28 protein-coding genes are annotated in these 23021 nt (G+C 62.0%); 16 read left to right on the top strand and 12 right to left on the bottom strand.

Annotated elements, in window-relative coordinates; all coding sequences use genetic code 11:
- Window positions 1-29: 29 nt before the first annotated feature.
- From ACP3TE_RS08380 to ACP3TE_RS08360, 5 genes are all read left to right on the top strand, one after another.
- Window positions 30-563, top strand: coding sequence for a DUF488 family protein (locus ACP3TE_RS08380; protein ID WP_426736013.1), 534 nt, complete (start codon window positions 30-32; stop codon window positions 561-563).
- Window positions 564-910: 347 nt separating this feature from the next.
- Complete coding sequence (locus ACP3TE_RS08375; protein WP_332594968.1) at window positions 911-1897, top strand: siderophore ABC transporter substrate-binding protein; 987 nt, start codon at window positions 911-913, stop codon at window positions 1895-1897.
- Window positions 1898-1989: 92 nt separating this feature from the next.
- A complete protein-coding gene (locus ACP3TE_RS08370; protein WP_181148775.1) occupies window positions 1990-2970 on the top strand; it encodes an ABC transporter permease in 981 nt (326 codons plus the stop codon).
- Between the two features lie 4 nt (window positions 2971-2974).
- The gene (locus tag ACP3TE_RS08365; RefSeq protein WP_426736010.1) at window positions 2975-4009 is read left to right on the top strand and encodes an iron chelate uptake ABC transporter family permease subunit; all 1035 of its coding nucleotides are present in this window, start codon (window positions 2975-2977) and stop codon (window positions 4007-4009) included.
- Entirely contained in the window at window positions 4006-4761 is a 756-nt protein-coding gene (locus ACP3TE_RS08360) for an ABC transporter ATP-binding protein (RefSeq protein WP_105656411.1), read from the top strand. The genes ACP3TE_RS08365 and ACP3TE_RS08360 overlap by 4 nt, the downstream gene beginning before the upstream one ends.
- A 97-nt stretch (window positions 4762-4858) precedes the next feature.
- On the opposite strand, the gene ACP3TE_RS08355 is transcribed toward ACP3TE_RS08360, so the two are convergent.
- The 8 genes from ACP3TE_RS08355 to ACP3TE_RS08320 all read right to left on the bottom strand — a co-directional run bounded on the left by ACP3TE_RS08355 (window position 4859) and on the right by ACP3TE_RS08320 (window position 8666).
- Complete coding sequence (locus ACP3TE_RS08355) at window positions 4859-5125, bottom strand: hypothetical protein (protein WP_426736008.1); 267 nt, start codon at window positions 5123-5125, stop codon at window positions 4859-4861.
- Between the two features lie 86 nt (window positions 5126-5211).
- Window positions 5212-5805: a GNAT family N-acetyltransferase gene (locus ACP3TE_RS08350; RefSeq protein WP_332488720.1), complete on the bottom strand. Its 594-nt coding sequence runs from the start codon at window positions 5803-5805 to the stop codon at window positions 5212-5214.
- Window positions 5806-6086: 281 nt separating this feature from the next.
- Window positions 6087-6347 (bottom strand): GlsB/YeaQ/YmgE family stress response membrane protein, encoded by a 261-nt coding sequence (locus ACP3TE_RS08345; RefSeq protein ID WP_105656414.1) that lies wholly within the window; start codon window positions 6345-6347, stop codon window positions 6087-6089.
- A gap of 75 nt (window positions 6348-6422) precedes the next feature.
- Window positions 6423-7007, bottom strand: a complete 585-nt coding sequence (locus ACP3TE_RS08340) for a hypothetical protein (RefSeq protein WP_105656415.1) — start codon at window positions 7005-7007, stop codon at window positions 6423-6425.
- Between the two features lie 2 nt (window positions 7008-7009).
- A complete protein-coding gene (locus ACP3TE_RS08335) occupies window positions 7010-7561 on the bottom strand; it encodes a DUF6286 domain-containing protein (RefSeq protein WP_332488717.1) in 552 nt (183 codons plus the stop codon).
- Window positions 7558-7929: an Asp23/Gls24 family envelope stress response protein gene (locus tag ACP3TE_RS08330; RefSeq protein ID WP_146112224.1), complete on the bottom strand. Its 372-nt coding sequence runs from the start codon at window positions 7927-7929 to the stop codon at window positions 7558-7560. The genes ACP3TE_RS08335 and ACP3TE_RS08330 overlap by 4 nt, the downstream gene beginning before the upstream one ends.
- 5 nt (window positions 7930-7934) lie before the next feature.
- Window positions 7935-8111 carry a hypothetical protein gene (locus ACP3TE_RS08325; RefSeq protein ID WP_181148776.1) on the bottom strand — a complete coding sequence of 59 codons (177 nt, stop codon included), beginning with the start codon at window positions 8109-8111 and terminating at the stop codon, window positions 7935-7937.
- A gap of 24 nt (window positions 8112-8135) precedes the next feature.
- Entirely contained in the window at window positions 8136-8666 is a 531-nt protein-coding gene (locus tag ACP3TE_RS08320; RefSeq protein WP_286134072.1) for an Asp23/Gls24 family envelope stress response protein, read from the bottom strand.
- 98 nt (window positions 8667-8764) lie between these two features.
- Here ACP3TE_RS08320 and ACP3TE_RS08315 point away from each other — a divergent pair, with 98 nt between their 5' ends.
- Window positions 8765-9307, top strand: coding sequence for an RNA polymerase sigma factor (locus ACP3TE_RS08315; protein ID WP_133833920.1), 543 nt, complete (start codon window positions 8765-8767; stop codon window positions 9305-9307).
- Complete coding sequence (locus ACP3TE_RS08310) at window positions 9304-9879, top strand: hypothetical protein (protein ID WP_332488712.1); 576 nt, start codon at window positions 9304-9306, stop codon at window positions 9877-9879. Before ACP3TE_RS08315 ends, ACP3TE_RS08310 begins: the two co-directional genes overlap by 4 nt.
- Here ACP3TE_RS08310 and ACP3TE_RS08305 read toward each other — a convergent pair.
- Together ACP3TE_RS08305 and ACP3TE_RS08300 are read right to left on the bottom strand one after the other, a co-directional pair.
- Window positions 9876-11111, bottom strand: coding sequence for an MFS transporter (locus ACP3TE_RS08305; protein WP_332727595.1), 1236 nt, complete (start codon window positions 11109-11111; stop codon window positions 9876-9878). The two genes, ACP3TE_RS08310 and ACP3TE_RS08305, sit on opposite strands and share 4 nt — an antisense overlap.
- A 400-nt stretch (window positions 11112-11511) precedes the next feature.
- Complete coding sequence (locus ACP3TE_RS08300) at window positions 11512-12294, bottom strand: carbonic anhydrase (RefSeq protein ID WP_332488708.1); 783 nt, start codon at window positions 12292-12294, stop codon at window positions 11512-11514.
- A gap of 270 nt (window positions 12295-12564) precedes the next feature.
- On the opposite strand from ACP3TE_RS08300, the gene ACP3TE_RS08295 reads away from it, so the two are divergent.
- The 7 genes from ACP3TE_RS08295 to ACP3TE_RS08265 all read left to right on the top strand — a co-directional run bounded on the left by ACP3TE_RS08295 (window position 12565) and on the right by ACP3TE_RS08265 (window position 20239).
- Window positions 12565-13200, top strand: a complete 636-nt coding sequence (locus ACP3TE_RS08295; RefSeq protein WP_426736002.1) for a TetR/AcrR family transcriptional regulator — start codon at window positions 12565-12567, stop codon at window positions 13198-13200.
- A 4-nt stretch (window positions 13201-13204) separates the two neighbouring features.
- The gene (locus tag ACP3TE_RS08290) at window positions 13205-14809 is read left to right on the top strand and encodes a carboxyl transferase domain-containing protein (RefSeq protein WP_426736000.1); all 1605 of its coding nucleotides are present in this window, start codon (window positions 13205-13207) and stop codon (window positions 14807-14809) included.
- A gap of 15 nt (window positions 14810-14824) precedes the next feature.
- A complete protein-coding gene (locus ACP3TE_RS08285; RefSeq protein WP_426735999.1) occupies window positions 14825-16873 on the top strand; it encodes a biotin carboxylase N-terminal domain-containing protein in 2049 nt (682 codons plus the stop codon).
- A complete protein-coding gene (locus ACP3TE_RS08280; protein WP_426735997.1) occupies window positions 16870-17394 on the top strand; it encodes a MaoC family dehydratase in 525 nt (174 codons plus the stop codon). The genes ACP3TE_RS08285 and ACP3TE_RS08280 overlap by 4 nt, the downstream gene beginning before the upstream one ends.
- Window positions 17387-18187, top strand: a complete 801-nt coding sequence (locus ACP3TE_RS08275) for an HpcH/HpaI aldolase/citrate lyase family protein (RefSeq protein ID WP_426735995.1) — start codon at window positions 17387-17389, stop codon at window positions 18185-18187. Before ACP3TE_RS08280 ends, ACP3TE_RS08275 begins: the two co-directional genes overlap by 8 nt.
- A gap of 66 nt (window positions 18188-18253) precedes the next feature.
- Window positions 18254-18757: a hypothetical protein gene (locus ACP3TE_RS08270; RefSeq protein WP_402697158.1), complete on the top strand. Its 504-nt coding sequence runs from the start codon at window positions 18254-18256 to the stop codon at window positions 18755-18757.
- A gap of 180 nt (window positions 18758-18937) precedes the next feature.
- Complete coding sequence (locus ACP3TE_RS08265; RefSeq protein ID WP_332488700.1) at window positions 18938-20239, top strand: MFS transporter; 1302 nt, start codon at window positions 18938-18940, stop codon at window positions 20237-20239.
- A gap of 92 nt (window positions 20240-20331) precedes the next feature.
- Here ACP3TE_RS08265 and ACP3TE_RS08260 read toward each other — a convergent pair whose 3' ends face one another.
- Window positions 20332-20769 carry a DUF6069 family protein gene (locus ACP3TE_RS08260; RefSeq protein WP_105656428.1) on the bottom strand — a complete coding sequence of 146 codons (438 nt, stop codon included), beginning with the start codon at window positions 20767-20769 and terminating at the stop codon, window positions 20332-20334.
- A 98-nt stretch (window positions 20770-20867) separates the two neighbouring features.
- Window positions 20868-21278 (bottom strand): DUF6069 family protein, encoded by a 411-nt coding sequence (locus ACP3TE_RS08255; protein WP_426735992.1) that lies wholly within the window; start codon window positions 21276-21278, stop codon window positions 20868-20870.
- A gap of 786 nt (window positions 21279-22064) precedes the next feature.
- Between ACP3TE_RS08255 and ACP3TE_RS08250 the strand changes: the two genes are divergently transcribed.
- Window positions 22065-22310, top strand: a complete 246-nt coding sequence (locus ACP3TE_RS08250) for a hypothetical protein (protein WP_105656430.1) — start codon at window positions 22065-22067, stop codon at window positions 22308-22310.
- Window positions 22311-22389: 79 nt separating this feature from the next.
- Window positions 22390-22860, top strand: coding sequence for a hypothetical protein (locus tag ACP3TE_RS08245; RefSeq protein ID WP_332727602.1), 471 nt, complete (start codon window positions 22390-22392; stop codon window positions 22858-22860).
- Window positions 22861-23021 lie beyond the last annotated feature (161 nt).

Genomic DNA, 23021 nt, shown 5'->3' with positions numbered 1-23021 from the left:
GCCCCTTCCCCACCCAAGGAGCCAGCATTTTGCCCGCTGGAATTTTCACCATTGGACATTCGGCACGATCCATCGAGGATTTCCTCGCACTGCTAATGCAGTACGGAGTCACGAATGTTGTGGATGTCCGCAAACTGGCCGGCTCCCGCAAATTCCCGCAGTTCAATGCGGATGCCTTGGAAGCCTCCTTGAGCACAGCAGGAATCAGCCTGCACCGCGAGGAAGCGCTGACCGGCAGGCGTCCTGTGAGCCGAAGCGTCGATTTCGCAGTCAACGCATGGTGGACGAACCGCAGCTTCCATAATTACGCCGACCATGCCCTCGGGGACGATTTCCTGCAGGCGCTCCAGCGGTTGCAGGCGCGGGCCGCCGGCCAGAAGACCGCGATCATGTGCGCCGAAGCTGTATGGTGGCGTTGCCATCGCAGGATCATTGCTGATCATCTGCTGGCCCGCGGTGCCGAGGTATTCCACATCATCGATGGGCATCCGGCCAAACCTGCCGAGCTGAGCCCGGGCGCGGTGATCGACCAGCAGTCGCGGATCACCTACCCGGCAGCCTGATACCGGCGCGCAAAACGGGCATCAATGGCAGCATCTGCGCCATGGCTCGGCTCATGCAATGAGCTGGAGGTGCAATTCATTACGCTGCCTGACGCAGCTTCCTCCATGCCTTCGGCACTAATTAAACAAGGCCGATGATCGTTATTTCTCCCTGAAATAGCCCAGTCAGCTGGGGCAAGCCTCATCAAGAGCCGCATTTGCGGACGGTTCCGGCCTTCAACTCGCGCATTTGGGTGACCTAGCTAACATAAGAGCCGTTTGGCTTAATTCGCTCAGATAAGGCTAAGCTAATTATCAGATCACTCAATAGCGCAACCAACGCCGGTTGCTGTCCGAAGAAGGAATACATGTCCTCCATGAAGCTTCGCGCTGCCGCACTGCTGAGCATCGCCGCACTGTCCCTGACCGCTTGCGGTTCCGCTACCGATACGGCAGCTGAGGCCAAGGCTGGCGACACCAAGACCGTCACCATCACCGACAATGAAGGTGAGAAGAAGATCGAGGTTCCCGCGAAGTCTGTCGTTGCCACCGACAACCGCACCTTCGAGACCTTGGATTCCTGGGGCATCAAGCTCACCGCAGGCGCTGTCTCGCTGATGCCGGACACCATCTCCTACACCAAGGACGAGAAGGTCCTGGACTTGGGCAGCCACAAGGAACCGAACCTGGAATCAGTTGTCACCGTCGACCCTGACCTGATCATCAACGGCCAGCGCTACACCCAGCACGCGGCGAAGTTCAAGGAACTGGCTCCGGAAGCCGCCATCATTTCGCTGGACCCACGCGAAGGCGAGCCATTTGACGCTGAGCTGGAACGCCAGGTCACCACCCTGGGCGAGATCTTCGGCAAGCAGGCCGAGGCCAAAAAGCTCGTTGAGGACTTCGAAGCCGCCGAGAAGCGCGTCACCGATGCCTACGACAAGGACCAGACCGTCATGGGCCTGATCGCCTCGGGCGGCGAGCTGGGCTACTCGGCTCCTACCACCGGCCGCACCGTCGGCCCGATGTTCGACTTCCTGGGCCTGACCCCGGCGCTGAAGCTCGACGAATCCTCCACCGACCACGAGGGCGACGACGTTTCGGTCGAAGCCATCGCCAAGTCCAACCCGGACTGGATCATCGTCATGGACCGCGACGCAGCGGTTGAAGCCGACGGTGCGGACTACCAGCCGGCAAAGGACCTGCTGGAGAAGTCCGAGGCGCTGCAGAATGTCACCGCCTCGAAGGAATCCCAGGTTGTCGTCATGCCTGCTGACACCTACACCAACGAGAGCATCCAGACCTACACCGAGTTCCTGAATACTTTCGCTGACGCGCTGGAAGCTGCCAAGTAGCATTCCGGACACCCCAGCCAGCTAGTGGCGAAGCCGTATTCCGGCTTCGCCACTAGAGCTGTTTTCCCACCACTTATTTCCACGGCGGCATAATGACAAGCACGACCTCCCCAGCCCGGACCAAGAGCAAGGCCCTTTCCGGAAAACTCGCATTGGGCATCCTCGCAGTACTGGTGCTGCTGGCGTTCTCCCTGTTCACCGGCGTCTACGACATCTTCGGCATGGACGACGGCGCCATGATGTTCGCCGTCACCCGCATTCCGCGCACCCTTGCGCTGGTACTGGCCGGAGCGGCCATGGCCATGAGCGGATTGGTGATGCAGCTGCTGACCCAGAACCGCTTCGTGGAGCCGACCACCACCGGCACCACCGAATGGGCGGGCCTGGGCCTACTGACCATGCTGGTACTCTTCCCCAGCGCGTCGCTGCTGGCCAAGATGAGCGTCGCGATTGTCTTCGCCTTCATCGGCACCATGATCTTCTTCCTGTTCTTGCAGCGCATTTCGCTCAAGGCCTCGCTGACCGTGCCGATCGTGGGCATCATGCTCGGCTCGGTAGTCGGCGCCTTCTCCACTTTCTTCGCGCTGTCCACCGACAAGCTGCAGTCCATGGGCATCTGGCTGGCCGGTTCCTTCACCTCGGTGATCCGCGGGCAGTACGAGGTGCTGTGGATCGTGGCCATCGTCGCCATCGCCATCTACATCGTGGCCGACCGCTTCACCGTGGCCGGCCTGGGCGAGGAAATCGCCACCAACGTCGGCCTGAACTACCGCCAGGTGATGCTGCTGGGCACCGCGCTGATCGCGGTCGCTACCGGCGTGGTCACCGTGGTCATCGGCAACCTGCCATTCCTCGGCCTGATCGTGCCGAATATCGTCTCAATGGTCCGCGGCGACGACCTGCGCAGCAACCTGCCCTGGGTCTGCCTGCTGGGCATCGCGATCACCACGGTGTGCGACCTGATCGGCCGCACCATCATCATGCCGTTCGAGGTCCCGGTCTCCCTGATACTGGGCGTGCTCGGCGCGGCCGTCTTCATCTTCCTGCTTCTGAGGCAGCGTAAAGTTGGCTAATCTCATGACTCACCCCGCTTTGGGCATGCACCACTCCGGCCGTTCTGCCGGGCCGTTGCCCACCAAGAAGGTCCGCAAACGCTACTGGATCACCCTGTCCATCATGATCGGGCTGGCCCTGTTCTTCGGGATCGGCTTGCTCGCCTGGGATAACCCCATGCCATTTGGCTCCGACGGATTCTGGATCATCGCCAAGCTGCGCGCCAGCAACATCCTGACCATGGTGATCGTGGCCGCCTGCCAGTCCATCGCCACGGTGGCTTTCCAAACGGTGACCAACAACCGCATCATCACCCCGTCGATCATGGGCTTCGAAGCCTTGTACCGGGTGGTGCAGACCGGTGCGATCTTCGTGCTGGGCGTTGCCGGGGTGACCTTCTTCACCGGTGTCAGCCAGTTCGTCCTGCAAGTGGCGATCATGGTGGGCCTCTCGGTGGCACTGTACGGCTGGCTGCTTTCGGGCAAACTGGGCAACATCCAGATCATGCTGCTGGTGGGCATCATCATCGGCACCGGACTGGGCTCGATCTCGACCTTCATGCAGCGCCTGCTGACCCCGAGCGAATTCGATGTCCTCACCGCGCGCCTGTTCGGCTCGATGGCCAACGCCGACATGAGCTACATGCCGGTGGCTATCCCGCTGGTGGCCATTGCCGGCGGCTACCTGGTGCTGTCCTCGAAGAAGATGAACATCCTGGCCCTGGGCAAGGAAACCACCATCAACCTGGGGATCAACCACCGCCGCGAGGTCATGAAGACCTTGTTCTTCGTATCGATTCTCATGGCGGTCACCACCGCACTGGTGGGCCCGCTGACCTTCCTCGGCTTCCTGGTGGCCACCTTGGCCTACCAGCTGGCGGACACATACGACCACCGCTACATCTACCCGATGTCCTTCCTCATCGGCTTCGTGGTCCTGGCCGGCGCCTACTTCGTCATGAAGAACATCTTCTACGCAGAAGGCGTGGTCGGCATCATCATCGAGGCCGTCGGCGGCATTACATTCCTGATCTTCATCCTGCGAAAGGGCCGGCTGTGATTACCCTCAATTCCGTCAGCAAGAAGTACAGCTCCACGGTCTCCATCGGCCCGGTCAGCTTGGAAATCCCCACCGGCGGCATCACCGCCCTGGTAGGCCCGAACGGCGCCGGCAAGTCCACCATGCTCACCATGGTCGGGCGCCTGCTGGGCATCGACCAGGGTTCCATCGAGGTCTCCGGCTACGACGTATCCAAGACCAACTCGAAGGATCTGGCCAAGATCGTCTCGATCCTGCGCCAGGAAAACCACTTCGTGACCCGCCTGACCGTGCGCCAGCTGGTGGGCTTCGGCCGCTACCCGCACTCCAAGGGCCGGTTGACCCAGGCCGATGAAGAGATCATCTCGCGCTCCATCGACTTCCTGGACCTGGGCGAATTGGAAAGCCGCTACCTCGATGAGCTCTCCGGAGGCCAGCGCCAGCGCGCCTACGTGGCCATGGTCCTGGCCCAGGACACCGACACCGTGCTGCTCGATGAGCCGCTGAACAACCTGGACATGAAGCACTCGGTAGTGATGATGCAGCACCTGCAGCGCGCTGCCCGCGAGCTGAACCGCACCATCGTGATCGTGCTGCACGACATCAACTTCGCCGGCCACTACGCCGACTACATCTGCGCAATGAAGCAGGGCAAGGTCGTCGAGTTCGGCACCCCTGATGAAATCATGTGCGATGAGGTGTTGACCAAGGTCTTCGAAACCCCGGTAAAGGTCATCCCGGGCCCCAATGGCCCGCTGGCGGTTTACTACTAGGCAACGCCATGAACACCAAAAGTTGAGCCCCGTGAACGACAACTAGTTCATGGGGCTCAACTGCATCCATTCACCCGCACTGCGGGCCCTGCTTTTGCTATTGCTTGGACTTCCCCAGCGCATTGATCGCGTCAACCATCGTCATGCCCGGATGCTGACGGCGGTATTCCTTCACATCCCGGGGTGAGAGCCCCTGTGCATCGACGGTGATTTCCTGGGGCTTCGGACTGCCAGTCCAACCCCAAAGCATCAAGGTCCAGCTGCCTACGAGCAACCCCCAGGTAGGTTCCTCCGACAGCGCCATGAGCAGAATTGCGGCGGTTGCCAGCGCCAAAAGAACACTGGTGCGCGTTGATTTGCCCATGGGACCGCCTAGCTCGCTGGGGTGGTGCTGTTCTCTTCCAGCCTTTCAAAGAACACACCGGCGATCAAGGATCTATCCCTCATCCTTTAGCAGGAGGCCTGGGCCGTCCATTCCTCAGCCAACAGCGCGTAGCCCATGGAATCCATCCATTCCCCGCTGCGATGCAGGCTGTCCTTGCGGCCATGGAATTCCTTGCGCATCCCCAAGCGCTCCATCAGTCTCCATGATGGCTCATTGGCGGCAAAGCATTCGGCAGTAACCCTGCGTAGGCCAAGCGGGCCGAAGCACAGGCCCATGGCAGCGGCAACGGCTTCGGTGGCGTAGCCCTTGCCACCGAAGGAGGGATCGAAGCTCCAGCCGAGGTTGCCCTCAACGCCCTTGGCGTGCTGCTCAATTTCGCTTTGCCCCCAGCCATCCACGATATCCAGCATGACCGTGCCAATCAGCTGGGTCCCCTGCCCGGTGTCCAGTTCCACAGCCAGGTTCCTCAGCGGATAGTCCTTCGCGAAGAACAGCGAACGGAATTCTTCCAGGGTTGCTGGGCCAGCGGTAATCCACTGGGTGACATCGGCAAGCTGCCGGTAGCGCCAGAGGTCTCCCGCATCAGCCGAATTCACGCGACGCAGGGACAGGCGTTCAGTGCGTACCGGCCAGCTGATCTTTTTCAGCGCATCTTCCATTCCCTAAGCCTAGCCCTACGGTTTCCAGGCGGTCCTGGCCGCCACGTTCGCTCGACTGGGATCTGCCTGGTCCTGTCGATGATGGACTTAGTGGAGAGGGCGCCTTGCATGCCAAGCTGGATGATTCGCGCAGCACCTGGCCCCGCACTGTCCTGGGCACTGCTGGTTCCCACCGGCATCATGCAGGCGTTGCGGCAGAGGAAAACGGGCGGGATCCATAAGGATCCCGCCCGTTCCCATTAGCCAGCGCCATCAGGCTGCAGGCAGTTCACCGCATGCCCCTAGTCGCGCTTGCTGCTGACAAAACCCCAAATGACCAGGACCAGCAGCGAGCCGCCGATGGCCAGCAGCCAGGTGGACAATGACCAGAACTCGCTCACTCCGACACCGAAAACTGCCGAGCCAATCCAGCCTCCCAGCACCGCCCCGACCACGCCGAGCAGCAGCGTGGCAAGCCAGCCGCCTCCCTGCTTTCCGGGCTTGATTGCCTTCGCGATCGCACCGGCAACGAGGCCAAGGATGATCCAACCGATTATTCCCATGTATTCCTACTTCCCCAAGAGATGCGGCACGATGCCCGTGCCGTTAATGGCTATTTCTTGTTTTCCTGGGCCGGCTCAGATGAGCACGGCCTTATTCGAATCCTGCTTTTCCGGCTTCTGGAAGCTGAACGAGATGTGCTTGCGGGAGAAAGGCACCCCCAGCACCATTTCAAGGTCAGGTACCACGCGGCCATTGACCAGCTCGATCCCTCGATTCGCCGGAGCGTCGGCGCGCAGGGTGAATCGCGCATAAAGCACGGGTTCAGCTGCATTGCCGCCAATTCGAACGTTCGCATCCACGATTTCCGGTTGCGTTCGAGCGGCCGTTTCCGCGGCTTTGGCTATTACCGAAGTCTCGATCTCGCTGACTCCTTCGCTGCTCGATTCGTATCTGAATTCATGCGCCGATGGGCGGCGCGGAATGGCAGTGATCAGCACCGCCAGCGAGAGCACGATGCCGGCAATTCCGAGCGCGAGTCCCAGTGGCAGCAGGTACTGCTGATCGATCGGCAGGCTGCTGGCAATCCGGGCTTGGCCGAGGCCAGCGCCTTGGCCAAGCCCCCACCAGACTGCTGCGAGGCCCGAGGCACCGGCCGCCAGCAGGACCAAACCGAAGATCGCCAGAATAAGTCGTTGGCGCACCACATGCGTTCTGAACATTTCTAGTTTCCCCCTCGGCGTTGCACTGAGACCTTGACCTTGGGAGCGCGCTGCAATGGCAACCCGTCGATCACGCGCTGCGCCCGCGCCTGCGCGTTTTCCCGCACGCGCTGAACCGAGTGGGCTGGAGTCTGCACGGTAACCTGGACCAGGGCCGGGCTGGTTTTCACGCTCGCGCGGGTCACCGAATCGGTTCGCTCGACCTCATGCCCCACCAAGGTTGATATTCCACGGCATGAGATTGCCTGTTCCGACCCCGCTGAAGGATCATCGGTAGTCAGCAGGATGCTCTGCCGGGGCCCTGGAATGAGCGCGCTGAGCAACAGCAGCAGACCGAGCACCGTAAGAACCACCATGGCGATCACTGCCAGGTTGTCATTGAAGCGCAAGTTGCTGACCGCGTTAATGCCCTGCTGGGCAAAACCGGGCCATTGTCCGCTGGTCAAACGCAGCAGGCAGGATAGCGCCAGGAGAATGCTCGTGGCCAACACGACGATGAAGCTGATCATCAAGGCCAGGGTGCGGGCACTGCGAACGTGCCAGAACCTGCTCATCGCAGCCTCCTGTTGCTAGTTCCTTCATCCGGCGTTGACATCCAGCTCACCCGTATATCGGTTTGCACCTGCTCAACGCCCAGATACTTGCGCAGATCAGCCGCAACCATGTTCCGCACGTCTTCGCAGGCTTGCTGGACATTGCTCGGATAGCTCAATCCAAGGTCCAAATCGACCACCACTGCACTTCCAAGCACCTCGGCCTTGGCCTTGGGCCGGCTGTCAAAATCCTTGTACTTCCCCAACCCCAGGATCCCACCCGCGGCAGAGCCGACAACTGGCACCTTATAGGCTGCTTGGGCAGCGATTTTTGAATAGACGGCCGTGTTCACCGTGGTGCTTCCACGGCTAGAGGACAGCTCTGCCATCTGCTTCACCGCCGACGTTTGCTGAACACTTGGCCGAGGTCAACCCTGTCCTGCAAAAGCCATCCGACTCCAGCGCCGATGATGGCGAAGAATGCCACCACCACGAACTGCGTGAATGATCCGAAGGCAATCAGCAATCCGGCTAGGCAGCCGATGGCCAAACCCCACTTGACGTGTAACATGTTCTGCTCCTTAGATGAGGACAGTTATTTCAGGCCATCGCGGGGCTCGGCGTCATCGTCATCGTCTTCTGGCAGGTGCACGTCGGTGACTTCAATGTTTACCTCGATGACTTCCAGACCGGTGGCGCGTTCAACCTGGGCGATGATATTCGAACGGATCTCGTTGGAGACCTCAACGATCGAGAACCCGTAGGAAACTACGATCGACACGTCGATGGCGGTCTGCTGCTCGCCCTTTTCGACGCTCACGCCTCCGGCCGCGTTGGCTTGGGCACCGGGGATGCGTTCGGCCAGCGAGTTGAAGGTCCGGCGGGCGGCGTTGCCCATGGCGTATACGCCGGAAACTTCGCGGGTGGCGATGCTGGCAATCTTCTGGACCACACGGTCTTCGATGGTCGTCTTGCCCAGTTCGGTGTGCAGCGGACCGCGCAGCTCTTCGTGGACCGGCGTGTCATTTGCGGCCTTTGCCTTGGCCTGGCGTTCCAGCTCTTCGCCGGTTGGCTTGATGATTGGCCCTTGTGAATCGCGTTGCACCATGATGGTCTCCTCATTCATTGAACGGATATTTTTGTGCCTTACACTCATACAGACGAGAGCTACAGATTAATCCTCACACATTATGAGTGTGATATAGATCACTTAAGGAGGGGTGTTTGGAACCGACCCGGTTGACCGTGCTTGTTGGTCGTTCAATGGAGGGGGACCCCGAGGCCTTCGGCGAACTCGTCACCGCACTGACACCCGGCCTGCGCCAATACTGCAAGACTTTTTTCAGCAGCTGGCACGATGCGGAGGATGCCACCCAGGATGCCTGGATCCGCGCGTGGCAGTCATTGGGCTCGCTGCGCGAACGTGCCGCGTTCAAGACTTGGCTCTACCGCATGGCACGAAATATTTGTCTTGATCGCATCCGCCAGCGTGCCAATGACCAGCAAACCGTGGATGATGAAGTGCTAGAGCAAACCCCAGTCCCTGACCGTGAATTGCCAGAAAACGTCGCCGTGCAACGCGGCGAGATTGCCGATGCCTGGCAGATCATCAACGGATTGCCTTCGGCGCTTCGCCAGGCGTTCGTACTGGTCGCGCTCCAAGGCATGAGCTATAAGGAAGCGGCCCTGGTGACCAACGTTTCAGAATCAACTGTGCGAGGGCGACTCGCACGGGCACGCAATGCAATCAGCGAGGCGGTGTCATGAAAACCCTTCCCTGCGGACGTACTACCGAAGACGTTTTGCTGAACCTGGATGAACCTGCAGATCTGCACGAATTGCAGTGCCGGTGGTGCCACGCCGAACGGCAGCGGCTCAAGGACCAGAACGGATTCATCACCCAACTGCTGCACAGCTCGACCCCGGAGCACCAGCCTGAAGCATTCTCGCAGCGAATATTGGGCAAAATAGCCGAGCACTCGCCATTCCAGCGGATGTGGGATGTGCAAGATGCGGGCACGGGACTGGCCAAACGCGTATCGTCCCTGGAATTGATCAAGGCGATTCGAGCGGCATTTTCCGAGTCGCCGACATCGCAATTGAACTACACGGAGATCAAGGCGACTGACACGCAGATTCCCCACCTTAACTGGAGGGTGCAATGCCATGTCAGCATGGCTGGGGATAGTTCGGTTCAGGTTATCGAGCAGCAAGTCCTTGACTATGTTCGCTGTGCCATCAGCCCGTTGATCAGCTGGAGGGAACTGGTAGTTAATCTGGTCATTGAAGACCTGCACGGAGAAGCCATCGAGTCCATCACGCTTCGGGGCGAAAACTAGCTACGGCTTCCTTGCTCCCCTGTTCCATCGCTCCGCGGGCTTTTTCCACGCAGCACTGGCGAGCAAGCAAGCACCACAAGTCCCGCAATGGGGAACACCATCAGGGCCATGCGCAACCCGAAGTTCTCGGCAAGGAAACCCACTAGCGGCGGGGAGAACAAGAAGCCCAATCGCATGAGCCAGGAGACGATGCTCAGCCCAGTTCCCGGAGGCAGGCCGGGCAGCTTGTCGGCCTGGTCCATCACCGCCGGGACCAGGGTTGCCGAGCCGAATCCAGCCGCGGCAAATCCCAGCAGCGTGCCCGGAACCGTGGGGAAGAACAACGCCAGACCCATACCGATTGCTATTAGCGCTCCCCCGAACTGGGCCATGCCGCGCTGGCCAAAGCGGTTGACCATGCCATCGCCGAGAATTCGGCCAATGAACTGGGCCCCGACCAGAGCGATGAACCCGCTGGCCGCCAGCGCCGCTGGCGCCCCCAGCTGGCCAAGATACAGCGTGGACCATGAATTCCCGGCGTCTTCAACCATTACTCCGGCTACGGAGATCAAGACCAGGGCGCTCATCATCAGCAGCAGCCGTCCGCGGGATCCTGCGGGGGCCGCGGCCCGGGCGGTTCCGGGTGCAGGTGGCGCAACAGGTTCTATGACCGCCAGTTCGGCGGATCGAGGCAGGCAGAATTTCAGGGCAGTCAGTGCCACCGCGGCGAAGAGCACCATCGATATGCCCAAATGCACTGGCAATGCCAAGTTCATCTGGATCGCTCCAGCGGCCATCAAACCGCCGATCACCGCTCCGACAGACCACAACGCGTGGAAGGAATTCAGTATCGAACGCCCATAGCGCCGTTGCACCACCAGCCCGTGCGCGTTCTGCCCGACATCCGTAATCGAATCCATGGCGCCGCCCAGGGCAAAAGCCAGCACGACCAAGACCACGCCCGGCGCGCTGCCGGCGGCCAGCAAGGCCGCACCGGTAACTATCGTGCCCACGACGGCAACCTGCGCGGAACCAAAACGGCGCACCAGCGCACCTGCAGCCAACCCTGCAAGTATTGCCCCAACAGGCCATGCGGTGACCAGCAAGCCGTAGCCGGCGGTGTCCAATTCCAGTTCCCGCTTCAGCTCGGGAAGGCGCGGCGCCATATTGGCAAAGAGTGCTCCGTTTGTGAGGAACAGGGCCGCGACTGCAGCGCGGGCGCGGGAGTTGACGCTGGATTCGCTGGCTGCCATGGGGCCTTTCACTGCACGTGCATGCGGATTCTTCACGGGGAATGCTTCACTAGCATCCAGCGTCGAGAGTACCAGTGCACCTGCTGGCAAATCCCGAAACCGTGCCGAAAGGCCCGGGAATGGGTGTTTTGCGTCTGACCAGCTGCATCAGGATAGCGGCGAGCTGGCCATCCGCCGGTATTCGCGTTTCGGCTGCAACCTTGGAAGCCCAGCTGGTCCAGTAGCTGGATCGCCCCGTTCGCCAGATGCCCTGCCGCCGTGGAGCCTGCGCTCAGCGTGGCCATAGGCATTGTCAATATCGTAGAAACAACCTCAGCGAGGGTGCGAGTGATGATCGCAGAAGTTCCCGCCGGTTCCACCGGCGGGAACTTCTGGTTAATTCGCAACCGGAAAATCGGAGCTAGCCATCGAGCCAGCGCACTTCTCCGCTGTCCAGGTCGTAGACAGCTGCCACCACCCGGGTCCGCTTTTCCTGCACTGCCTCGCGAATGATGGCAGATCGCTCCAGTAGCTGCTCGGTGACGGCACGGGCATTGGCCTGCACCACTTGGTCCACCTCTTCGCTACCCGAACCTTCAACTTTTGCCTTGCGTGCAACAGGAGCAATCTGTTCAGCGAAGTCGACCATCTCGCCGGGCAATTGCGGATTCTTGGCATCTTCTTCCATCGCTTTCAAGGTGCCCGCCACCGCACCACAGGCCGTATGGCCGAGGATCACCAGCAACGGGACCGAATAGGGACTGGAAACAGCGAATTCCATGCTGCCAACCAAGGTGTCATCGAGCACTCCGCCGGCGGTCCGGGTGACGAACAGGTCTCCGATCCCCTGGTCGAACAGGAGCTCGGGGGTCACGCGGGAATCCACGCAGCCGTGGATCAGGGCGAAGGGGTTCTGGTGCTCGGCCTGCTCGCTGCGCCGTTCAGTTGCTTGATTGGGGCGTTCTGGCATGCCGTCGGCGTAGCGCTGGTTCCCGGCGCGCAGTACCTGCAGCACTTCATCGGGGGTCTGCGGGGGTCCGGCGAGGTTTGCCCTGTCCGCGCCCGTGGCCGGCGGTGATGCGCAGGCTGCCAGTCCGGCCAGGGCAATGAGCCCGGAGGCACCGGCGAGCAGGCCGCGGCGCGACGGTCCGGCTGGGGTTGGGTTTTGACGGTTGAGGAAACGTGGTTCAGGTTGCGGCATCATGCCTTCCAGTGGCGTCTGATCAGCTGCCCAGCAGAATTAACTAGAGCTTGACAGTAAATAACATCAAGCAGTCTAGTGTTTTGCATTTGATTCATAAATAGCAAACGTCATATTTCGGCCCCTTTTAACATGAGCGTTGCATGAGGTGCGGATGGCAGCGCCACTCGGTGTCCCCGTCCGCGGAAGATGGTGATTGACACCACACTTTTTCTTCGGTTGGATGGAAGCAGTCAATCGATTGATTGGCTCTTGAGTCACAGGGTGGTGTCCATGGAACTGGGAAAGGTCCAGCAAGCAGCCGTAGCCTGCTTTGCCCAGCGCGGTTTCGCCGCCACCGGCATCCGCGAACTAGGCAGTGCCGTAGGACTGAACTCGGCGACCCTCTACCATTACGTCGGCGGCAAGGAAGACCTGCTGGTGGGCATCATGAACGACTGCCTGGCCGCCATGATCTCCGGCGCCGAGCAGGCGCTGGCCGGCAGCAAGGACCCGGTACGCCAGCTCGCGTTGCTCGTGGCCTTCCACGTGGGGTTCACCGCCACCAATCCCAGCACCGCACGTGTCACCGAATACGAGATGCGCGCGCTATCGGCCAAGGCCCGCGAGCAGATGCAGGAACTGCGCGACGCCTACGAGCAGCTCTTCGCCGACGCGCTTCAGGCCGGCGAGCGCCAGGGCAGCTTCAGCACCGTGGACCCGGGCATCGCCCGCTTGGCACTGATGGAAATGGGCACCGGTGTCTCGCACTGGTACCGCAAGGACGGCCGGCTCACACTGGCCCAAGTGCAGTTGAACTTCATTTCCCTGGCCATGCGCATCCTGGCCGTGCCCGACGAATTCCCGTTGCCTGCGCAGCAGCTGCCCGTACCCCGGGTGATCGCCAGCGAACCGACCAGCAAGGACTGACTTCGTGAAGACCCTCTCCTCCCACTTGAACCCCGAGCAGTTCGAGCGCAACGCCGCCGACCAGGCACCACTGCTGGCCGAACTGCACGAACGGCTCGAACGCGCTGCGCGCGGCGGCTCCGAGAAGTCCCGGCAGCGCCATGTGGATCGCGGCAAGCTGCTGCCCCGCGAACGCGTAGACGCGCTGCTGGACGACGGCTCGCCCTTCCTGGAAATCGCACCGCTGGCCGCCGAGGACATGTATGACGGCGCCAGCCCCGGCGCCGGAATGATCGCCGGCATCGGCCTGGTGCACGGCCGCCACGTGCTGGTCATCGCCAACGACGCCACCGTCAAGGGCGGCACCTACTTCCCGATGACGGTCAAGAAGCACCTGCGCGCCCAGGAAATCGCGCTGGAGAACAGCCTGCCCTGCATCTACCTGGTGGATTCGGGCGGGGCGTTCCTGCCCATGCAGGACGAGGTCTTCCCGGACCGCGAGCACTTCGGGCGCATCTTCTACAACCAGGCGCAGCTCTCCGCGAAGAAGATCCCGCAGCTGGCTGCGGTGCTCGGTTCCTGCACCGCCGGCGGCGCCTACGTTCCGGCAATGAGCGACGAGACGGTCATCGTGCGCAACCAGGGCACCATCTTCCTGGGCGGACCACCGCTGGTGAAGGCCGCCATCGGGGAGATCGTCACCGCCGAGGAGCTGGGCGGCGGCGACCTGCACGCCAAGACCTCGGGCGTGGTGGACCACCTGGCCGAGAACGACGAGCACGCGCTGATGATCATCCGCGATATCGTCTCCACCCTGCCGGCCAACCCGGCCCCCGCGTGGACCATCGAAAGCCAAGTGGCCGAGCCGCTCTACCCGGGCAGTGAACTGGCCGGGGTGGTGCCGGTGGATGTCAACGCGCCCTACGACGTGCACGAGATCATTGCCCGCATCGTCGATGCCAGCGAGTTCCACGAGTTCAAGGCCGACTACGGCACCACCCTGGTCACCGGTTTCGCGCAGATCCACGGGCACCGGGTAGGCATCATCGCCAACAACGGCGTGCTGTTCTCCGAGTCCGCGATGAAGGGCGCGCACTTCATCGAGCTGTGCGACCAGCGCGGCATCCCGCTGCTCTTCTTGCAGAACCTCGCCGGATTCATGGTGGGCCGCGACTACGAAGCGGACGGCATCGCCAAGCACGGGGCCAAGATGGTCACCGCCGTGGCCACCGCCCGGGTGCCCAAGCTGACGGTGGTCATCGGCGGCTCCTTCGGCGCCGGCAACTACTCGATGTGCGGCCGGGCCTACTCCCCGCGCTTCTTGTGGATGTGGCCGGCCGCGCGGATCTCGGTGATGGGCGGGGCCCAGGCCGCCTCGGTGCTCTCCACGGTCAAGCGCGACGGAATCGAGGCGGGCGGCGGCAACTGGAGCGCCGAGGAGGAGGAATCGTTCAAGGCCCCGATCCGCGAGCAGTACGAAACCCAGGGAAACCCCTACTATTCCACCGCCAGATTATGGGACGACGGGGTCATCGACCCGGCAGATACCCGCCGGGTGCTCGGCATGGCCCTGGATGTCTGCGCCCGCCAGCCGCTGCCGGAGACCAGCTTCGGCCTCTTCCGGATGTAGTACGAGGAAAACACCATGACTACGAAGCTCTTTGACACTGTCCTGATCGCCAACCGCGGAGAAATCGCGGTGCGCATCATCCGTACCCTGCGGGCGCTGGGCATCGAATCGGTCGCCGTCTACTCCGATGCCGATGCCGGGGCGCTGCATGTGTCCGAAGCCGATCGCGCGGTGCGCATCGGCGCGGCTGCGGCCAATGAAAGCTACCTGGATATCGACGCGGTGATCGCCGCTTGCCGGCACACCGGTGCCCAGGCGGTGCACCCGGGCTACGGGTTCCTCTCCGAGAACGTGGACTTCGCCCGTGCGCTGGAGGCTGCCGGCATCACCTTCATCGGCCCGCCGGTGAACTCCATCAATCTCATGGGCGACAAGATCCGTTCCAAGAACCATGTCCTCTCCCACCAGGTGCCGGTGGTTCCCGGCATCGCCGAACCCGGCCTCGGCGATCAGCAGCTGCTCGCCGCTGCCGCGGACGTCGGCTTCCCGCTGCTGATCAAGCCTTCGGCCGGCGGCGGCGGCAAGGGCATGTTCGCCGTGGATTCCGCCGCAGAACTGCCCGAAGCGCTGGCCAGCGCCCGGCGCACCGCACGCAATGCTTTCGGCGATGACACCCTGTTCCTCGAGCGGCTGGTGCGCAATCCGCGGCATATCGAGGTGCAGATCCTGGCCGATGCGCATGGGAACACCGTGCACCTGGGCGAACGCGAATGCTCCTTGCAGCGCCGCCACCAGAAGGTCATCGAGGAAGCCCCGGCTCCGCTGTTCGAGAATCTGGAGCACGGCGCGGCGATCCGCGAGCGCATTGGCGCCGCCGCGGTGGCCGCTGCGCAATCGGTGGGCTACGTCGGCGCCGGAACTGTCGAGTTCCTGGTGAGCGACCAGAACCCCGACGAATTCTTCTTCATGGAAATGAATACCCGCTTGCAGGTGGAGCACCCGGTCACCGAGGAAGTCGTGCGGGTGAACGGCGCAAAGCTGGATCTGGTGCAGTGGCAGGTGCGCATCGCGGCCGGACACGCACTGGACTTCACCCAGGACCAGGTGGCGCTGGAAGGCCATGCCATCGAGGCCCGGCTCTACGCCGAAGACCCGTCCTCCGGCTTCCTGCCCTCGGTGGGCACCGTGCTGCACGTGCGCGAGCCGGAGAATGTCCGGGTGGATTCCTCGCTGCGCGACGGCCTGGAGATCAGCGCCCACTACGATCCGATGCTTTCCAAGCTCATCGCCTGGGGCCCGGATCGCACCGAGGCGCTGGCCCGCTTGGATAAGGCACTAGCCGGCACCGTGGTGCTGGGCGTGCTGACCAACAGCGAATACCTGCGGCTGCTGCTGGCCGACGAGGATGTGGCCGCCGGGGCCCTGGACACCAACCTGATCGAGCGGAAGATGGACAAGTTCGCCTTCCGCCAGGTCGGGGCCCGCGAACTGGCACTGGCAGCGCATCTGGAGGATCGGCGCATTCCAGCCGCGAATACCCCGTGGGGCCTGCGCGACGGATGGCGGGACCAGCATCGCCGGGCCAGCATCGGGCACTTCGACGTCGAGGCCGCCGAGGGCAGGACCGCGTTGCTCAGGGACCCCGATTCGAGCCGGGTGCGCGTGGGCGCCGAAGAATTCACCGTGCGGCAGGAACCGGATGGAACACTGTCCGTCAACGGCCAGCGCACAGCACTACAGCACGCCTTCGCCGCCGATGGCACGCTGTGGCTGTGCGAGGAAGGCTGGACCGCGGCGGTGCGCAAGCTGCCCCGCGAAGAAGTCCTCGAACGCCAGCTGGCCACCATCGCCAAGCAATCCGGGACCTTCTCCCCGCATGTCCTCTCGCCCATGCCCGGCACCGTGATCAACGTGCAGGCGGCCGATGGCGATGCGGTCGCCGAAGGCCAGCTGCTGCTGAGCATCGAAGCGATGAAGATGGAGCACCAGCTCTTCTCCCCCGCGGACGGCATCGTGCGCATGACCGGGTTGAAGACCGGGGATCTGGTCAAGGCCAAGCAGGTCGTGGCCACCGTGGAAGCAACTCCGTCAACCGAAGCACAGCATCAGGAGCAGGACGCATGAGCGAGCAAACCCCCAAACGCGTCGAGCAGCGCGGCCTCTACTTCGATGAGCTGCAGCTGGGGGCCACCTACGTGCACAAGCCCGGGCGCACCCTGACCGAAGCGGATAACGTCGCGTTCACGACGATGACCATGAACAACCAGGGCCTGCACCTGGACGCCGCTTGGGCTTCCACCCAGCCTTTCGGCAAGCCGCTGGTCAACTCCCTGCTGACTCTGAGCACCATGATTGGGCAGTCGGTGGGCCAGCTGACCGAGGGCACCATCGTGGGGCAGCTGGGCATCAATGACGTGCGCTTCCCGCACCCGATGTTCCACGGCGATACCCTCTACACCGAAACCGAGATCACCGCACTGCGCGAATCGAAGTCCCGCCCCGGGCAGGGCCTGGCGTCCATGACTCACACCGGCCGCAACCAGCACGGCGACATCGTGGCCACTGCCACCCGCACCTGCCTGATGTGGACCCAGCAGGCGCACTTGGATTCGCTGGAACCCAAGGGGGAAAGCTCCAATGGCTAGCTTCCTGATGGGTCCTTCCCTGCTGTTCTGCCCGGCCGACCGGCCCGAGCGCTACGCCAAGGCGGCGCAGCGTGCCGATGCGGTCATCATCGATCTGGAAGACGCTGTGGCTGCCGGGAACAAGGACGCGGCCCGCCGCGCCTTGCTGGATACGCCGCTGGATCCCGCGCGGGTCATCGTGCGCGTGAACCCGGTCGATAGCGAGCACTTCGCCAAGGACCTGGCAGCGCTGGGGCAAACGGCCTACCGCACCGTGATGCTGCCCAAGTGCGAATCGGCGGCGCAGCCGGCCGCGCTGGCAGGCTACGACGTGCTGGCACTGTGCGAATCCGCCAAGGGCATCACCAATGCCTCGGACATTGCCGGGGCGCAGAATGTCGTCGCGCTGATGTGGGGCGCGGAAGACCTGATCGCCTCGCTCGGCGGCACATCCTCGCGCGGCCACGATGGCAGCTACCGCGAGGTGGCACGGTTCGCGCGGTCGCAGGTGCTGCTGCATGCGGTGGCCCAAGGCAAGGCCGCAATTGATTCCGTGTACCTCGATATTCCAGATCTCAAAGGCCTGGGCGAGGAGTCCCGCGATGCCAAGGCCTCGGGATTCGCCGCGAAAGCCTCGATCCACCCGAACCAGATGCCGGTCATTCGCGAGGCGTTCGCACCGACCGAAGCAGAACGGGAACGTGCCCGGCGGATCCTCGACGCCGCGGAGGCGAATCCCGGAGTTTTCGCTTTCGAAGGGCAGATGGTCGATGAGCCGCTGCTGCGCCAGGCCCGGGCCACCTTGGGCAGATAAGCTGTTTCCTGCCATGGGCTACAGTGTGTAGCAATGACCGCCGACAGCTGGCCAACGGAGGTTCAAATGCCTGTCGTGAAGAAACCCGGAGCCGATACCCTGGTGTATTTCTGGTTTGCGGTGGGGTTGGCCGTGCTCGGCATGGTCATCCAGCAAATCGGCGCCGTCATGATGCTCAACGGCTCGCTGGAGCTGAACGTCCTTGAAGTGACCACGCTTCACCTGGTCGCCTGGGGCTGCTATGCCGGATCGGCCATCTTCACCATCGTGGTCATGCACAAGGCCCTGGCCATGCTGATTTATCTCGTGCACCATCGTCGTCCGCTGCCGCCACGCAGGATGCCGGTCATCCGCGATGCCCCGGTGACGGCCCAAACCGCCGAGGCAGCCGCAACAGGCCAAGCCTCCGCTGCCCCATCGTCCATGGCCGATCCGCTGGACCAGGACGAACCGCCTTCCGGGGCCAAGCTAAAAACCTTTCCGCGGCAGGCGCTGGGTGCGCCGGCCCCGCAGGACCGGCACCCTCGCAGCCGGCGCCAGAACCCCAGCAACGGCAACGACCCCGCATAGCGAATAAGCAGAGCCGATCAGGCGCAAAAACTGAGTCTGCCGCGCTTCGCCATGCACAGCTAATCCCGGCGCGGCAAGGCGCTCCACCTGTTTCGGACATCAATATTTGTTCTTCGCACGTCACGAACTCCAACGCCTGTTAGCACCGGTGCAATGTTTAAAGCAACACCCAGAAGGAGCATGCGATTGAACTCCCCGAAGCCATTGCGGATCCATCGAGCCTGGCTGGTCGCCATCGTGACCACGCTGGCGCTAGTCGCCACGGCGGCGTTCCGCTCGACCACCGGCGCGTTCTTTGAACCACTTGAATCCGAATTCGGCTGGCTCCGCTCCCAGTTATCGACCGCGGTGACCATCAACCTGGTGGTCTACGGCCTGGCAGCTCCTTTCGCCGCGACTTTGCTGGAACGGTATTCCATGCGCAAGGTGGCTGCCATCGCTCTGGCATTGGTGGCCTCCGGAGCCGGATTGTCCGTGTTCATCAGCCAGATCTGGCAGTTGTGGGCGCTCTGGGGTGTGCTGGTTGGACTGGGCACCGGGGCGATGGCGTTGGTTTTCGGTTCTGTGGTTGCCAACCGCTGGTTCTGCGAACGGCGCGGCCTGGTGATGGGCATCTTCTCTGGCGCGAATGCCGCCGGCCAGCTGGTGTTCCTGCCAAGCATTGTACTGATCATCGAGCAGTACTCATGGAGGGCCGCGGCTCTGGTTGTTGCGGTCTTCGCGGTGCTGATCATCCCGTTGCTGCGCTGGCCCTTCGCCAATTCCCCTGCCGAAGCCGGTGTACTGCCTTACGGCGGGGCCGGAGCTGCAGCCGCGCCGGCATCCGGAACGCAGCAGGGTTCGATGGCTGCCGCGACTCTCAAGGCCCTGTTCGCGGCCTCACGCTACCCGGCATTCTGGGTCTTGGCGATGACCTTCTGGATCTGCGGATGGTCTACCAACGGACTGGTGCAGACGCACTTCATCCCTGCGGCGCACGACCATGGCATGCCGGCAACGACCGCTTCCGGGTTGCTGGCGCTGGTTGGCATTTTCGATATCCTCGGCACGGTGTTCTCCGGGTGGCTGACCGACCGTGTACGCCCGTGGTTGCTGCTTGCGGTGTACTACGCGTTGCGCGGACTGTCCCTGATGTTCCTGCACTCGCTGATGGGTCCAACCGTCGAGCCGCTGATGTGGATCTTCATTGTCTTCTACGGTTTGGACTGGGTGGCCACCGTGCCTCCTACCGTGGTGCTCTGCCGCCAGTACTTCGGTCCGGTTAGAGCCACCGTGGTCTTCGGCTGGGTCTTCGCCTTCCACATGATCGGCGCCGGCGCCGGCTCGCTGACCGCAGGGCTGTCGCGGGAAACCACCGGCAGCTACCTGGCCGCGTGGATTACCGCTGCGGTGCTGTGCCTTGTGGCAGCCGTCAGCCTGCTGTTCTTGCCGCGCATGCGCAAAGCCTACGAGCATCCTCAGCTCGAGAAAGTTGGGGTGTAGCCCGAATCAGCACCAGCAGCTCTCACGGCTTAACGGAAAACCTCGCAGAACAGATCATTGCTGATCGCTCTGCGAGGTTTTGCTTTTCGTGCTTAGACGAGCGCTACGTCCTTGGAAGGAACGTGGAGCTCCTTGTTGCCGTAGTGCACCGAGAAGAACCAGCCGATACCGGTCACGATATGGATCAGGGACAGGCCCACAGCGGTAGCGGCATCTGCTGCGTTCATGATCGGGAAAACGATCGAGACTACCGCGATGAGCAAGCCAGCCCACTGCGCGATCTTGCAAATGCCCTTGTTTGCCCGTCCGATCAGGAAGACCACCAGGCCGAAGAACAGAATCGGGATCAACGTGAACTGCAACAGGTGGTCAAAGGCGACAACATCAGTTGAATTAGGACCAATCCGGCGGGATGCCCCAGCGGCGCCAGACAGGAAGAAAATGATGACATTCAGGTAGCTGGTACCCAGCGCACCGATAATCACCTGAATGAAATTGAATGGGCTATTGGGTTGTCCCTGAGACGTCATGGCACTCCTAGAATTGTTGATAGTTCACAACTATTCTATTCCCGAGTGCCTGTGCCACGGCTCTCAGGAGCCCGTGAGAACCGCGACACTTAGCAGGGCTATAGGTTTTCCAGGGCCGCGATCTCGTTGAACTTCCTATTCGAGTAGTTCACCGCGATATACCAAGACGCTGCAACAACCAGGTGCATAATCGCCAGGGTCAGCGCGGTCCCCCAGTCCTCGGCGAAGAACCACTGCACCACCGCTGAGGTCAAGACGGCGGCAACGCCGACCCACTGGGCGATGCGGCAGAAGCCCGGCTTGGCCCGGCCGATCAAGAAGGTCAGGAAGCCGAGAATGAGAATGGGCAGGGCAGTGAATCGCACGATGTGGATGAAATCCAGGTTCCGGAATAAGCCGCCGGAGTACTCCATGGATGCGCCGATAACCCTGGCAACAAAATAGGCCAAGGCGCTAAGCCCCATGGCTCCGAAAGCCGCAATAACCACCTGGGCGAAATTGAACGGCATCTTGAATCTAGCGTCAGCCTGCATCGCGAATCATCCCCTTTTACAGCGAATTCGAGCTGGACCGGTATTTTCACTGTACGCGCATTCCCGCCCGTTGGACCCCGAACTCCGGAACATTCAAGATCGGGCCCCGCATTAGCCGATGGCGGTTTCCGCTGGCCTCCCGCGCCATGGCCCGGACCGCGACAGGGTGACGCCCCTCGGCAACACAAGCCGTTGCAGCCGCGGGCACCCTTCGTCGCTTCACTTGGCCATTTTCCGGTCCACAACCGGGAAACCGGAGTAGACTGGAATTGGATCTAACTTCCGTAGAAATGCCGTCATCGGAAGCACTTCCTACCGGCGTAGAGCTTTTGTGCCCTCCTCATTGCCGAGGACGGCGTTCAGATTAACGCAGCAGTGTTGAACCGGGATCTTTATCGAGGCGGCTCGAATTAACTGCCCGCTTCCTTGCGTTTCTCCCATTTGCCCGATAAGGGTTGCCCGCCAGGAACGAATCACAGTTTTGCTCCAGCAGCCCACAGACCGGTTCGGTCCGCTAGTGGCGAATCATGCAACCAGCACAGCCGGACAATACCTTTGAAGCCGACAGTGCAAAACGGCAGTACGCGCACAACTGCCGCGGTCCCCGCGATGCCCAACTCAAGAAATGGTACGGCGTTTCCCGTGGAACCGGCCTTGAACTGCAGCACCGAGGGCAGAGCACGGCAATAAAAACGACTATGCAGCAACGGAGGGAATGTCATGGACAAGCCGAACAGCTGTCCGAGGTGCTACAGAAATACCTTGGTTGAAACAGAAACCCGTCGATTCGTCGATGATCAAAACCAGCTCAAGAGATGGGACAACGAAGGCGGCCACGAAGCTGGCCAGCGCCAGGACATGCTGGTAACGATGCGTGAAGTGCTCTGGACCTGCACCTCATGCGGATGGCGCAAGGTTGCCTACAGTTCGCAAGAACCACTACAGGGACCAGAGCGCCGCGTGGACATCTTGCCGGCTACGGGCCAAGCAACCCTACGGCAAGCCTAGCTGAGCTGGCGCCAGGCGCTGCTGCCCACGGCAGAGCACCCTGGTCGCCGGCATGGAACGGACATGGAAAGGAAAAGCCATGATGGACTTCTCCCGCACTCTTGGCAAGAAGCACCAGCCGCTGAAGATAGGCCCGGTGCTCATGAACTCTCTGCCGGGAACTTTGCTCAGCGACAAGGCGCCCGGCGCGTACCGGGTTGCCGCCGTTTTCAACCGCCAGCCCGCAGCCGAGGAAACAGAGTTCTTGACCAGCGATTTCATGCGCGGCCAACTCGATGCCGCCGGCTACCCTGATGCCGTTCTGAGCGCAGCTAACCGAAGATTGGAAATTTCCAACACCTCCCTGGAACAACTGCGTGACGGATTGGCAGCATTAATTGCCCGGGAGCTGGCTCTCGCCGGAAAGAAGTTCGAGGCTGATAGGGACGAAAGAAATTCCCAGTTCCACAAGGATATCGATGCGGAGTCACAGCGTTATGCAGCGGTGCAAAAGCTCGCGGAATCGGTAGCATTCAGCTCCGCGGAGATTCTCGAGCTCCATGGGCCCTGACCCTTCGGTAAATCCGGGTCCCAGCACCGGTACAGCTAGAGCGCCTGGACTGGCTGCACCGGCCCGGGCATTCGCAATAGGGCCGGAACAGCACTCGCGCCGCGCCTGCAACTCCTCTGGCCGCTACTGCCGCAGCCTCGATAAACCTGCGCCTGGCGAGC

Origin of the sequence: Glutamicibacter sp. 2E12 (genome assembly GCF_050030965.1) — a bacterium.
GTDB lineage: Bacteria > Actinomycetota > Actinomycetes > Actinomycetales > Micrococcaceae > Glutamicibacter.
This window is presented reverse-complemented; position numbering and strand designations above follow the sequence as displayed.